Origin of the sequence: Massilia sp. CT11-108 (assembly GCF_047302915.1) — a bacterium.
GTDB lineage: Bacteria > Pseudomonadota > Gammaproteobacteria > Burkholderiales > Burkholderiaceae_D > Telluria > Telluria orientalis.
The window spans coordinates 1-11,424 of the sequence record NZ_JBKYMO010000170.1 but is presented as its reverse complement, the minus strand read 5'-3'; the positions used below and the strand labels follow the sequence as shown (position 1 = coordinate 11,424).

The 11,424-nt window shown below is 66.6% G+C and carries 16 protein-coding genes; 8 read left to right on the top strand and 8 right to left on the bottom strand.

The features are described 5' to 3' along the window. A partial coding sequence (locus ACEN88_RS15170) for a PAS domain S-box protein (RefSeq protein WP_413340830.1) occupies positions 1-1,552 on the bottom strand: 1,552 nt, incomplete at its 3' end. A gap of 107 nt (positions 1,553-1,659) precedes the next feature. Between ACEN88_RS15170 and ACEN88_RS15165 the strand changes: the two genes are divergently transcribed. Beyond that, a complete protein-coding gene (locus ACEN88_RS15165) occupies positions 1,660-2,493 on the top strand; it encodes a phytanoyl-CoA dioxygenase family protein (RefSeq protein WP_413340828.1) in 834 nt (277 codons plus the stop codon). On the opposite strand, the gene ACEN88_RS15160 is transcribed toward ACEN88_RS15165, so the two are convergent. The 4 genes from ACEN88_RS15160 to ACEN88_RS15145 form a co-directional block, all read right to left on the bottom strand. Beyond that, positions 2,483-2,692: a hypothetical protein gene (locus tag ACEN88_RS15160; RefSeq protein ID WP_413340826.1), complete on the bottom strand. Its 210-nt coding sequence runs from the start codon at positions 2,690-2,692 to the stop codon at positions 2,483-2,485. The genes ACEN88_RS15165 and ACEN88_RS15160 overlap by 11 nt on opposite strands. Before the next feature lie 62 nt (positions 2,693-2,754). After that, the gene (locus ACEN88_RS15155; RefSeq protein ID WP_413340824.1) at positions 2,755-3,027 is read right to left on the bottom strand and encodes a DUF5985 family protein; all 273 of its coding nucleotides are present in this window, start codon (positions 3,025-3,027) and stop codon (positions 2,755-2,757) included. Position 3,028: 1 nt separating this feature from the next. Then, the gene (locus tag ACEN88_RS15150) at positions 3,029-3,286 is read right to left on the bottom strand and encodes a DUF5985 family protein (protein WP_413340823.1); all 258 of its coding nucleotides are present in this window, start codon (positions 3,284-3,286) and stop codon (positions 3,029-3,031) included. Next, positions 3,286-3,672: a hypothetical protein gene (locus ACEN88_RS15145; protein WP_413340821.1), complete on the bottom strand. Its 387-nt coding sequence runs from the start codon at positions 3,670-3,672 to the stop codon at positions 3,286-3,288. Before ACEN88_RS15145 ends, ACEN88_RS15150 begins: the two co-directional genes overlap by 1 nt. Before the next feature lie 173 nt (positions 3,673-3,845). Here ACEN88_RS15145 and ACEN88_RS15140 point away from each other — a divergent pair, with 173 nt between their 5' ends. Both ACEN88_RS15140 and ACEN88_RS15135 read left to right on the top strand, forming a co-directional pair. Next, positions 3,846-4,685: a DNA/RNA non-specific endonuclease gene (locus ACEN88_RS15140; protein WP_413340819.1), complete on the top strand. Its 840-nt coding sequence runs from the start codon at positions 3,846-3,848 to the stop codon at positions 4,683-4,685. 7 nt (positions 4,686-4,692) lie between these two features. Further along, positions 4,693-4,941 carry a hypothetical protein gene (locus tag ACEN88_RS15135; RefSeq protein ID WP_413340817.1) on the top strand — a complete coding sequence of 83 codons (249 nt, stop codon included), beginning with the start codon at positions 4,693-4,695 and terminating at the stop codon, positions 4,939-4,941. 87 nt (positions 4,942-5,028) lie between these two features. Here the strand turns inward: ACEN88_RS15135 and ACEN88_RS15130 are convergent, their stop codons facing one another. Next, positions 5,029-5,220: a hypothetical protein gene (locus ACEN88_RS15130; RefSeq protein ID WP_413340816.1), complete on the bottom strand. Its 192-nt coding sequence runs from the start codon at positions 5,218-5,220 to the stop codon at positions 5,029-5,031. Between ACEN88_RS15130 and ACEN88_RS15125 the strand changes: the two genes are divergently transcribed. Next, positions 5,219-7,429, top strand: coding sequence for a hypothetical protein (locus ACEN88_RS15125; RefSeq protein WP_413340814.1), 2,211 nt, complete (start codon positions 5,219-5,221; stop codon positions 7,427-7,429). The genes ACEN88_RS15130 and ACEN88_RS15125 overlap by 2 nt on opposite strands. Positions 7,430-7,516: 87 nt before the next feature. On the opposite strand, the gene ACEN88_RS15120 is transcribed toward ACEN88_RS15125, so the two are convergent. Both ACEN88_RS15120 and ACEN88_RS15115 read right to left on the bottom strand, forming a co-directional pair. Then, positions 7,517-8,470 (bottom strand): diguanylate cyclase, encoded by a 954-nt coding sequence (locus ACEN88_RS15120; RefSeq protein WP_413340812.1) that lies wholly within the window; start codon positions 8,468-8,470, stop codon positions 7,517-7,519. 134 nt (positions 8,471-8,604) lie between these two features. Beyond that, positions 8,605-9,087: a hypothetical protein gene (locus ACEN88_RS15115; RefSeq protein ID WP_413340810.1), complete on the bottom strand. Its 483-nt coding sequence runs from the start codon at positions 9,085-9,087 to the stop codon at positions 8,605-8,607. A gap of 201 nt (positions 9,088-9,288) precedes the next feature. Here ACEN88_RS15115 and queE point away from each other — a divergent pair, with 201 nt between their 5' ends. The 4 genes from queE to ACEN88_RS15095 all read left to right on the top strand — a co-directional run. Then, positions 9,289-9,924: a 7-carboxy-7-deazaguanine synthase gene (gene queE, locus ACEN88_RS15110; protein WP_413340808.1), complete on the top strand. Its 636-nt coding sequence runs from the start codon at positions 9,289-9,291 to the stop codon at positions 9,922-9,924. Between the two features lie 6 nt (positions 9,925-9,930). Further along, positions 9,931-10,377: a 6-carboxytetrahydropterin synthase QueD gene (gene queD / locus ACEN88_RS15105; RefSeq protein ID WP_413340806.1), complete on the top strand. Its 447-nt coding sequence runs from the start codon at positions 9,931-9,933 to the stop codon at positions 10,375-10,377. Further along, on the top strand, positions 10,370-10,846 hold the full coding sequence (tadA, locus tag ACEN88_RS15100) for a tRNA adenosine(34) deaminase TadA (RefSeq protein WP_413340804.1): 477 nt from the start codon (positions 10,370-10,372) through the stop codon (positions 10,844-10,846). The genes queD and tadA overlap by 8 nt, the downstream gene beginning before the upstream one ends. 87 nt (positions 10,847-10,933) lie before the next feature. Next, positions 10,934-11,424: alpha/beta fold hydrolase (locus tag ACEN88_RS15095; RefSeq protein ID WP_413340802.1), on the top strand; the 491-nt coding region annotated here is incomplete at its 3' end.

Genomic DNA, 11,424 nt, shown 5'->3' with positions numbered 1-11,424 from the left:
CGCCACGAGCTCGACGTGCGGCCTCGATCAGCGGCAGGCTCGTTTCGACGGCCGCGTTCAGCACGTCCGCGAGCGGCACCAGCGCCGGCTTCAGGTCGACCTGGCCGCGCGTGATGCGGGCCACGTCCAGCAGGTCGTCGACGAGGTGTACGAGGTGGTCGAGCTGGCGGTCCATGATGTCCTGCACGCGCGCGATGGCGGTCGGGTCGGAGCGGGCGCGCCGCATCAGCTGCAGGCCGCTGCGGATGGGCGCGAGCGGATTGCGCAATTCGTGCGCCAGCGTGGCGAGGAATTCCGTCTTGCGGCGGTCCTGCTCGGCCAGGTCGTCGGCCAGGCGGCGCAATTCCAGCTCCGTGCGGCGGCGTTCCGTGATGTCGGTGAACAGCACGACCACCTTGCGGCTGCCGGCCGGACCCACGCGCGCCGCGTACACGTCGTACCAGCGCCCCAGTTGGGCCGCCTCGTCGACGAAATGCACCGGTTCGCCCGTCGCCGCCACGCGGCCGTAGGTCTCGAACCAGCGGGATTCGTGCTGCGGCACGAGCGAGCGCATCGTGCGCCCGACGGCATGGGCGAGGCCCGTGGCCTTCACGAACGCCGGATTGACCTCGAGGAAGCGGTAGTCGTTCGGGATGCCGGCATCGTCGTACAGCATCTCGACGACGCACACGCCTTCGTCGATCGCGTCGAACAGCGTGCGGTAGCGTTCCTCGCTCGCCTGCAGCCGCTCCTCCGCCTCTTTCTGCAGCGACGCGTCGATCACGACGCCGCGCATCATGCCGCGCGTGCCGGCATGCCGGTCCAGGTGGCCGCGCGCCAGCACCCAGCGCCACGCGCCGTCCGGCGTACGGACGCGGAACGTGGCATCGTACGGTGCCCCCGTCTCCATGGCGCGGCCGAGCAGGACCTGGGTCGGCGGCACGTCGTCCGGATGGATCGCGGCGAAATACGTGGCCACGTCGGCGCCTTGCCCGTCTTCGGGACGCAGGCCGAACATCTCGATCATGCGCGCGTCCCCCCGGACGCGGCCCGTGGCGATGTCCAGCGACCACACGGCCACCTCGGCCGCGGCGATGATGGCTTCCAGGCGCGCGCGGGTGTCCTGCAGCGCGGTCTCCGCCCGGCGTCGCTCGGCCGCCGTGGCGTAGGCTTCCAGGAAGAAGCGCGCCTTGGCCTTGAGGATGGGGACGGAGACGGGATCGTGCAGCACGGCCAGCGCGCCTGCGTCGTACAGCGACTCGAGCGTGAACGGCGGGGAGCCGGGCACGCCGTGCGCGATCACGGGCGCCTCCGGCAGGGCGGCGCGCAGGCGGCGCACGCTGTCGAACAGGGCGTCGACGTTGCCGGAATAGCCGGCCAGGACGAGGGCGAAGCCGGGCAGGTCGTCGCCGTGGCGGGCGTGGGCCAGCGCCTCGTCCAGCGTGCCCGCACGCACGAGGTCGTAGCCCATCTCGGCGGCTACGGTGCCGATGGCCGGGTCGGAAACGGGACGGTCGCACAGGAACAGCACGCGTCCCTGCATCCGGCCGCTCACACGGGAAGTGGAAGTCATCGTGATGCGACTGTAGGAGCTGAACGGCCAACTGTCAACGGTGACATTCGGGCGCCGTCTCCCGCCGATCGCCGGTAGGATGGCCGAGGTCTAGCGAGGAGATCAGCATGCAAGCATCGAACGAGAGCGCCGGCTACGACGTGGGCGCCATCATGGGCGGCCTGTACGGCGACGGCATCATCGCCTGCAAGGGCGCCTTCAGCGCCGCGTGGGTAGCGCAACTGAAGGAAGACATCGAAACCCTGTTCGCCGAGGCGCGTGCGCGTCCGAACGGCGCCCTCGAACGCGGCCCGTGCCGCTATTACGTCGAGGTACATCCGGAACGGCTGCGCGGCTTCGTCGAGCTGGCGACGCACCCGTGGGTCGTCGCCGTGTGCCGGGCCGTGCTGGGGCCGGACTACAAGATCGTGGAGGTCGGCTTCGACATCCCGTTCCCGGGCGCCATGCACCAGCCGTGGCACCGCGACTTCCCGTCGCCGCCGGAAACGCTGGTCGGGCGCCGCCTGAATTCGCTCGCCTTCAACCTCACGACGGTGGATGTGACGGAAGAGATCGGCCCATTCGAGATCGCGCCCGGTACCCAATGGGACGACCTCGCCGGCGGCGACCTCATGTTTCCCGACAAGTCGCTGTACCCGCGCTACGAGGCGCGCGCCCAGCGCAAGCTGCCGAAAGTCGGGGACATCTCGGCCCGTTCGGCCCTGACGATCCACCGCGGCACGGCGAACCGCAGCCGGCAGTCGCGTCCCGTGCTCGTGCTGGGCGTGGATGCGCCGGACGGCCGCAACGCCGACAAGCACGACTTGCAGGTGACGCAGGCCTATTGGGATGCGCTGCCGGCCGAGGTGCGCGACCACCTGCGCTGCCGCATCGTGCCGGCGCTGGAAAACATCGAGCAGGCCCACGCGATCGAGGGCCTGAAGATGGGGCTTACGGTTTAGGGATGTCCTTCGGCGGCTTGCCGACGCGGCGCAGCTGGTCCGACTGCTGGTCGAGGTTCACTTCCTCGGCCACGTCGTAGCGGCCGTCGCCGGCATCGTCCCCTGGCAACAGAGACTCCGAGCGGTTTTCGGCGCGCTGCTGCTGGCCCGGATCGGCGCGCTGGGCGCCTTGATCCTTGCGTTTGTCCTGTCCTGTCATGACGTCCTCCCGATAGTGGCATCGGGCCGATTATGGCGCAGGGAAGGGCGGCCGGGCGCACGCTACTTGCCGTCGCGGCGGCGCGCGGGCAGGTTCTTTTCCAGGATCGCCCACAGGATGAGCCCGTACGCCAGCAGACGCACGAGGTAGTGCAGGGGCGTGTCCTCGGCCTCGTCGAACGTCAGCGCCGACACGATACGGTGCACGCCCTCGATGCCGAACGACAGGGAGAAGTACAGGAAGAAGCGGTCGCGCGAGTTGCGCCAGAAGCGCAGGAAGAACAGCGCGATCACGAAGGAAGCCATGGCGATGGCGCCGGAAATCAGGTCGCTCATGTCATTCTTTCTCGTAGATGAGGCCGTACAGCAGCAGGAGCATGGCCACGAGGGCCGACACCTGGCGCACGGGGAGCAGGTAGAAGTCCGGGAACACGACCTTGTCCAGCATGAGGAACACGTTGTTCACGGTCAGTGCCGCGAACGAGGCGCCGCTCCAGAACAGCAGCCGGTGGCCGGTGCGGCGATAGCTGCCCAGCAGCAACCAGGCGCACGCCAGCGACGTCAATGTACACAGCGAATAGATGGTAATCGCCATCATGAATCCTTACGCCATTTGAACGCGTCCGCAAATTGCTGGGCCTTGCGGTCGAGTGAAGAGTGGATCAGGTGGGTGACTTCGACGAGGTGCGTCGCGTACGCATCGGCCAGGCGGTCGATCCGTTCGCGCAGGCCGGCATCGGCCGGGCCATAGCGATAGGCCCCGGCTTCCTCGCACGGTACGGCGATCCTGGCCGTGCACAGGTCGGCGAGCAGGTCTTCCGCCGTCTTTTCGCGCACGTACAGCCGCCGCGCCAGCGTATCGCGGCGCCAGGCGTAGTCCGGATTGGCGCGCATCAGCAACAGCGCTTCCAGGAAAGGGACCGAGGGGATGCTGGTCAGCACGAAGCGTCGGAGGTCCTCGGGTATGGAGGAATTATCCATCGCCATTTAATTTGGACAAATATACTTAGCTTTTTGAAACTGGGATTGTATAGCATTCTTTTCGGAAATGCAGGTAGATTTCAAGCGTGCGCGGCTATGCACACAGGAAATCCCTGAGGAAGCGCAAGCGCGCGTCGGCTAAAATGGCGCGATCGTTGATTTGTCTTTTCATCATGTTCAAGAAGTTTGTCACGCCGGCGCTCGTGCTGGCATCGCTGTTATCCCTCGGCGCGTGCAAGCGCGAGTCCACGAACCCGGCCCCGGCCCGCGTCCAGACGGAAGCGCGCGCCCCGCAACCGCAATCCTGCGACGACCATTTCGTGGCCGGCCAGGCGCCGCGCATCACGAATCCCAAGCTCGGCAACAAGACGGAAACCCTGTGCTTCAATGTGTTCAGCGTGCTGCACTCGGGGATCACGCGCACGCCGCTGTGGTCGGCGGAACACCTGCAGGCAGAGAATATCGCGGCGGCGCAGGATTTGTCGCGCGAAAACTCGTTCCATTCCGAATCGCGCCTGCCGGCCGGCCAGCGGGCGGAGTTATCGGATTACTCGCGCAGCGGCTACGACCGCGGCCACATGGCCCCGAACGGCGACATGCCGGACCGCGACAGCCAGCGCGACAGCTTCAGCCTCGCCAACATCGTCCCGCAGGACGGCGAGAACAACCGCAACCTGTGGGCCGGCATCGAGGGTGCCGTGCGCAAGATGACGAAGAAGGAGGGCGACCTGTACGTGGTGACGGGGCCGGCCTTCCTCGGCGCGGACCTGAAGAAGATCGGCAACGTGCTCGTGCCGACCCATTTGTATAAACTCGTGTACAGCCCGCGCCAGCGCGCCGGCGCCGCGTGGTTCGTCGAGAACGCGGCGGATGCGAAGGCGAACGTGATCCCGATCCCGGAGCTCGAGCGCATCATCGGCATCAACCTGCTGCCCGCGCTGTCCGACGCCGAGAAGGAACGCGTGCTGGCGCTGCCGGAAGTGCGCGTCAAGCCGTCCCGCAACCGTAAATAGGAACCTTATGACCAAGTTTGCACCCTACGAGAACGAGGCCGACGTCGTCGAGATCGGCAACCTGACGCTCGAGAACCGGCTCGACCGGGTCACGGTGGCGGGCGACGTCGACCTCACGGCCGACACGGACGGCCTGGCCAGGGCGCGCCTGCTGCACGACCTGCTGGGCCGCATCGTCGCCGGCCTGGAAGCGCGCGACCTGCCGGACCGGCTGCCGCCGCCCGACGTGAAAACGGTCGACAATCCGTTCGGCTGACAGCCGTATGGCCGCGTGCCGGTCGGTGCGCGTGCTCACTGAACCCATGGATAACATGGACGAAACGCGGGCCACACGGCCCGTTTTTCATGGGTGCGATACGCATGAGTTGTAGCCGGTCAATGGTGCGCGCAACGCGGCCGCTTTGGAGTAGTCTCGACAAGGAACCGGCGTGAGGAGCTCCACGCGGAAAACGTCGTGCTCGGAGGCGAGCAGGTCGGCGTGGCGCGCTTCGCGGAAGCCGGTGTCTTCTTCACCAATACAGCGGAGGAACATCATGCGACACACCCTGGTAGCAGTCTTCGACAACCGAAGCGACGCACAAAGCGCCCTGGACGAATTGCTGGCGTCGGGCTTCCCGCGCACCGATGCGAGCCTCTCGAGCGCCGACCCCACCGGCCAGTCGAACAGCGTCACCGGCGACAACGAGTTGCTGGAGGGCGAACGCGAGGAAGGCTTCGGCGCCTCGATCAAGCACTTCTTCACGGGCCTGTTCGGATCCGACACGAACGAACACGCGATGAAGTACTCGTACGCCGTCACGCGCGGCCATCACGTCCTGACCCTGACGGCGGACTCCGAGCCGGAAGTCGAACGCGCCGCCGACATCATCGAGCGCTTCGGCCCCGTCGACATCGACGAGCACCACGACCAGTGGACGCGCGAGCCGGGCAGCGCGGGCGTCCCCGGAGGCGCGGCGTCCGGGATGCGGCAATCGGGCAGCATGTCCGCGCAGTCGGGCAGCCCCGGATCGGGTTCCGCCTCGTCCGGCTCGTACCAGGGCACGCCCCCGGGCACGGAACCGGGATCGCTGCAGTTCACGGGCCACGACGACCGCAACTTCTTCGCCACGCAGAACATCAACGATCCGGTCCCGAAAGGGCAGACCTACGAGGAGCCGCTGGGCGCCTCGGAGCAGTCGGGCGGATCGATGGACAGCGCCATCGGCGGCAACACGCTGAGCGGCACCCAGAGCTCGGCGCAGAACCCGGCCACCTCCTCGTCGCTGCAGTCGGCGCAGGGCGGTTCGCTGAACCAGAGCGGCGCCACGCTGCAGGGCACCGCATCGATTCCCGGCTCGGACGACACGTCGCTGGGCGGCACGGCCCGCGTCGGCAGCTCCATGCAGCGCGATACGGGAGGCTCCGTCTCGCGCGGGAACGTGCGCGTGTTCTCGCATGACGGCGGCATGAGCGATACGTACGACGATACCTACCGCAACCACTGGAACGACAATTACTCGAGCCTGGGCGGCAGCTACGACGACTATGCACCCGCATACCGCTACGGCAGCGACATGCGGCGCGACGCGACTTACCGCAACCGCGCGTGGGACGACGTCGAATCCGACCTGCGCACCGACTGGGAAGCGCGCCATCCGGGCGAGTCGACGTGGGAGAAATTCAAGGCGGCCGTCCGCCATGGCTGGGACAGGATCACCCCGGACCTGAACACGGACGACTGGTACCACTCGGACTGGCACGACAATTATTCGAGCCTGGGCGGCGGCTACGCCGACTACGAGCCGGCCTACCGCTACGGCACCGAGATGCGTTCGAGCGCCAGATACCGCGACCGCTCATGGGACGAGGTGGAGTCGGACCTGCGCAGCGACTGGGAATCGCGTCATCCGGGCGAGTCCACGTGGGAGAAATTCAAGGCCGCCGTGCGCCGCGGCTGGGACAAGATCACCCCGGACATCGATAACGACAGCTATTACCGCAGCCACTGGAACGCGAAGTACTCCAACGCGGACGACAACTACGACGACTACCTGCCTGCCTACCGCTACGGCAACGAAGCGCGCCGCCTGCAGAAATACCGCAGCCGCCACTGGGACGACGTGCAGTCCGACCTGAAATCCGACTGGGACTCGCGCTACACGACGGGCGGGTCGACGTGGGAGAAGTTCAAGGACGCCGTGCGCCATGGCTGGGACAAGATCACCCCGGACATGGACGACGACTCGACCTATTACCATACGCACTACGAGTCGACCTACGCCGCCAGCGGCACGGACTTCAACGACGTCGCGCCGGCCTACCGCTACGGCAACGAGATGCGCAGCAGCGGCACCTATCGCGACCGCGACTGGGACGACGTCGAGCACGACCTCAAGCAGGACTGGCACAGCAGGTACGGCACGGACAACGAACCGTCCGCGTGGGAACGCATCAAGGCGGCCGTCCGCCACGGCTGGGAAAGCATGACGGGCGAGACGACGTCCACGGACGACGACAGCCACTACCGCACGCACTGGACCAACACGTACAAGCCGGGCGGCACGAGCTATGACGACCTGGCGCCGGCCTATCGCTACGGCGCCGAGATGCGCAATGACGTCCGCTATCGCAACCGCGACTGGTCGGACGTCGAGAACGACCTGCGGGCCGACTGGGATACGCGCTACGGCAAGGATGGCGCGTCGACCTGGGAGAAGATGAAGGCCGCGGTGCGGCACGGATGGGATAGGGCGACCATCGGCTGACCGTCGCCCCCCCGCGGAGGCGGGGGCCCATACCGAGTTGAACGAGACACTCGGCAGGGATTCCCGCTTGCGCGGGAGCGACGTGGTTTATGCCAGTTCGGTGAGGGGCAAGCTGATCCGGTTCCGTCCCATATGCTTGGCCCGGTACAGCGCCGCATCGGCAATGGCGACCAGTTCGCTGGCGCTGTTGTCGGGCGTGGCGATCGCGGTGGCCGCGCCGATCGACACGGTCACGTGCTGTGCCGGCGCCAGGCGGTTGGGGACTTGCAATTGTTCGACGCGGGCGCGGATGCGTTCGGCGACGGTCGCCGCGCCCTTCAGTGACTGGTTCGGCAGGATCACGGCGAATTCCTCGCCGCCATAGCGCGCCACGAGGTCGTTGGCGCGCATTTCGCTGGCGACGGCCGTGGCGATCCGTTTCAGGCATTCGTCGCCGCCCAGGTGGCCGTTCGCGTCGTTATACGCCTTAAAATTGTCCACATCCACCATCAGCAGCGACAGCGGCTGGCGCTGGCGCAGCGCGCGCGCCCATTCGGCGTGCAGCGTCTCGTCGAAGCAGCGGCGGTTGGCCAGGCCCGTGAGGCCGTCGCGCGTGGCAAGTTGTTCGAGCGCGATCTGGGCCAGCTTTTCATCCGTCATGTCGCGCAGCGTCTCCACGACGGCGGCCAGCCGGCCGCGTTCGTCGTAGATCGGGCTCGCGTCCGCAGCGAGGTAGCGCCGGCGGCCCATGCGCGGCATGTCGCACCAGCTTTCCGCGGACAGGTGCGGATCCTCGGGCAGGCCGATGCGGGGCTGGTGCGTTTCGCCGGCGCGTTCTTCGATCAGGAGGTCGGCGAGGGTGGGGCGGCGCTCTTCGAAAAAGCTGCGCCAGTGGTCGCGCGTGCCGATGATGTCGCGCGCGGGCACGCCCGTCAGCCGCTCGCAGGCGCGGTTCCACAGCATCACGCGGGACGTCGTGTCGAGGACGAAAATGGGAATGGCCAGCGTCTCCATCAACTGGTGGGCGAAAGCGCGATCGGCCGGCGCGCCCGAGGCATCCATGAGCCGCTGTATTGTTGTTGTGCTTGTCATGTACCGTCCTTCGGTTCTGATTAGCAATTACTTGCTGGCGAGAACCGATTGTGCGCTACAGACAATGGCGCCCCCTTGATTTTCAGCAAGGGTGGACGGGGCTGTTATCCCGGCTCGTCGGCGTGGGTGACGATCGCCTGGGCGACCCGGTCGACCCGGGTGCACAATAAATCGATGCGCGACGCGAGGAGCGGATCTTCCAGCGCGTACTGGCGGCGCACCTGCAGCAGCTCGGTCTGGATGGCCACCAGTTGCGCGAGCGGGTCGAGGTTGCCGCGGCGGCCGTCCGTGCCACCCGTCAGCCGCCCCAGCAACATATCGGACTCGGCCAGCGCCTGGTCGGCCTGGCTGCGGGCCTTCTGCTCCCGGCACAGCGCGGCTTCGAGGCGCGCGATCTGGTCCTCGCTGTGCATGCGCCGGAACAGCACGGCGAACAGCACGGACAACACGACGAGCACCAGCACACCCAGTTGCAGCCGCTCTGGCACCGCGAGCATGCGGGCGTGTTCCGACATGCCGAACCACGCGGTGAGCAACAGCAGGGCCCCGAGCGTGACACGCAGCGACTGAAGCAGCAGGGTTTTCATCACGATCCCTCCGGCGAGGACTAGGACGACTCGATTAGGAACTTTCCGTATCAAAAGGTACGACTTTCCGAATGGCACGTTTTTGCTTGCCATCAATTTTGCCGTCTTTACAGCGCCGGGCGTGGGAAGTGCGCCTCTTCTGCCACCCGGCCCGGGCGCGGTATAATGGAAGGTTGACGCGAGCCTTACCGGACTTTTACTGTGACTTACAGCATCAAAGAGATCTTCTACACCCTGCAGGGCGAGGGCGCCCATGCGGGCCGCCCGGCCGTGTTCTGCCGCTTTTCGGGTTGTAACCTGTGGACGGGCCGCGAGGCGGACCGTTCCACGGCCGTCTGCCAGTTCTGCGACACGGATTTCGTTGGCACCGACGGCGAACGGGGCGGCAAATTCAAGGATGCCGCCAGCCTCGCCGCGGAAATCAATGGGTTGTGGCCGGAGACCTATCCGGCCAGCAAATACGTCGTCTTCACGGGCGGCGAGCCACTGCTGCAGCTGGACGCGGCCCTGATCGACGCGATGCACGCCGTCGGCTTCACCATCGCCATCGAGACGAACGGCACCTTGCCCGTGCCGCCGGGCGTGGACTGGACCTGCGTGAGCCCGAAGATGGGCTCGACACTGGTGGTTGCAAAGGGCAACGAGCTCAAGGTCGTCATTCCGCAGACGGGCCAGGACCTGGCCGCGTACGAACACCTGGATTTCGACAACTTCTTCGTGCAGCCGATGGACGGCCCGCTGGGCCAGTTCAACACGCAACTGGCCATCGACACCTGCCGCCGCAACCCGAAGTGGAAGCTCAGCCTCCAGACCCATAAACTCCTGAACATCCCCTGAGCACACATGCTGACCATTACCCGCAAGCTGGAATTCGACGCCGGCCACCGCATCCCCGACCATAAAAGCCAGTGCCGCAACCTGCACGGCCACCGCTACACGCTGGAAATCACGCTGACGGGTGCCGTCATCGACGTCGAAGGCAACTCCGACAACGGCATGATCATGGATTTCTCGGACATCAAGGCACTCGCGAAAGAGCACCTCGTCGACGTCTGGGACCACGCCTTCCTCGTGTACGAGAAGGACGAGTCCGTGCGCGGCTTCCTCGCCAGCCTGCCGAACCATAAAACCGTCGTAATCGACCGCATCCCGACCGTGGAAAACCTCGCGCAGGTGGCATGGAACATCCTGAAGGCGGCCTACACCGACCGCTACGGCACCGGCCTGCGCCTGCAGAAGCTCGTGCTGCACGAGACGCCGAACTGCTGGGCCGAAATCACGGATGCCTGAAGCGGACGACAATACGTACATGGGCCTGGCCCTGCAGGAGGCCCGCAAGGCCTGGGCGGCGGGCGAGGTGCCCGTGGGCGCCGTCGTCGTGCGCGACGGCGCGATCATCGCCACCGGCTTCAACCAGCCGATCGGCCGCCACGACCCGACCGCGCACGCCGAAATCGTCGCCCTGCGCGCGGCGGCGGACAAGCTCGGCAACTACCGGCTGCCGGGTTGCGAGCTGTACGTGACGCTCGAACCCTGCGCAATGTGCTCGGGCGCGATGATGCACGCGCGCCTGGCCCGCGTCGTGTATGCGGCGCCCGATCCCAAGACGGGCGTGTGCGGCTCGATCCTCGACCTGTTCGCGCTGGAGCAGTTGAATCACCACACGGACGTCGTCGGCGGCGTGCTGGCCGACGAAGCGAGCGCCATGCTCAAGGGGTTCTTCGCCGAGCGGCGTGCCGCCCGGCGCACGCAAGGCTGACACCACCCGTTTGCCAAAAATGATATGCTGGTCCCAGGCCTTCGCTGCTTCCCGGTAGCGGAGGATTTCACGACCCAGCTATCGACAATGCCTAGCCTGAACGCCAACGGGATCCGCATCGCCTTCGACACGGCGGGCGATCCGAAATCCGTACCCCTGCTGCTGGTTTCGGGCCTCGGCCTGCAATTGACGGCCTGGCCGGACGAATTCGTCGAAGGCCTCGTCGAGCTGGGCTTTTACGTGATCCGTTTCGATAATCGCGACAGCGGCCTGTCCACCAAATTCGAACACGCCGGCACGCCGAGCCTCGGGCTCGCCTGGCTGAAGTCGCTGCTGCGCATCCCGCTCAAACCGCCGTATCGCCTGGAAGACATGGCCGACGATGCGATCGGCGTGCTGTCCGCGCTGGGCGTCGCCCGCGCCCACGTCGTCGGCATGTCGATGGGCGGCATGGTCGGACAGCTGATGGCGGCCAAGTACCCGTCGCGCGTGCTCAGCCTCACGTCGATCATGTCCAGCAGCGGCCGCCGCGGCCTGCCGGGCCCGACGCAAGTGGCCCGCCCCGCGGACGGCGCAGC

What these genes read in the sequence shown, in the direction of transcription:
- ACEN88_RS15155 (WP_413340824.1), bottom strand. Translation starts at nt 3,027, where the DNA reads ATGAGCGACCTGATTTCCGGCGCCATCGCCATGGCTTCCTTCGTGATC.
- ACEN88_RS15125 (WP_413340814.1), top strand. Translation starts at nt 5,219, where the DNA reads ATGCGACACACCCTGGTAGCAGTCTTCGACAACCGAAGCGACGCACAA.
- ACEN88_RS15165 (WP_413340828.1), top strand. Translation starts at nt 1,660, where the DNA reads ATGCAAGCATCGAACGAGAGCGCCGGCTACGACGTGGGCGCCATCATG.
- ACEN88_RS15140 (WP_413340819.1), top strand. Translation starts at nt 3,846, where the DNA reads ATGTTCAAGAAGTTTGTCACGCCGGCGCTCGTGCTGGCATCGCTGTTA.
- ACEN88_RS15120 (WP_413340812.1), bottom strand. Translation starts at nt 8,470, where the DNA reads ATGGATGCCTCGGGCGCGCCGGCCGATCGCGCTTTCGCCCACCAGTTG.
- ACEN88_RS15160 (WP_413340826.1), bottom strand. Translation starts at nt 2,692, where the DNA reads ATGACAGGACAGGACAAACGCAAGGATCAAGGCGCCCAGCGCGCCGAT.
- ACEN88_RS15150 (WP_413340823.1), bottom strand. Translation starts at nt 3,286, where the DNA reads ATGGCGATTACCATCTATTCGCTGTGTACATTGACGTCGCTGGCGTGC.
- queD (WP_413340806.1), top strand. Translation starts at nt 9,931, where the DNA reads ATGCTGACCATTACCCGCAAGCTGGAATTCGACGCCGGCCACCGCATC.
- ACEN88_RS15130 (WP_413340816.1), bottom strand. Translation starts at nt 5,220, where the DNA reads ATGATGTTCCTCCGCTGTATTGGTGAAGAAGACACCGGCTTCCGCGAA.
- tadA (WP_413340804.1), top strand. Translation starts at nt 10,370, where the DNA reads ATGCCTGAAGCGGACGACAATACGTACATGGGCCTGGCCCTGCAGGAG.
- ACEN88_RS15115 (WP_413340810.1), bottom strand. Translation starts at nt 9,087, where the DNA reads ATGAAAACCCTGCTGCTTCAGTCGCTGCGTGTCACGCTCGGGGCCCTG.
- ACEN88_RS15145 (WP_413340821.1), bottom strand. Translation starts at nt 3,672, where the DNA reads ATGGATAATTCCTCCATACCCGAGGACCTCCGACGCTTCGTGCTGACC.
- ACEN88_RS15135 (WP_413340817.1), top strand. Translation starts at nt 4,693, where the DNA reads ATGACCAAGTTTGCACCCTACGAGAACGAGGCCGACGTCGTCGAGATC.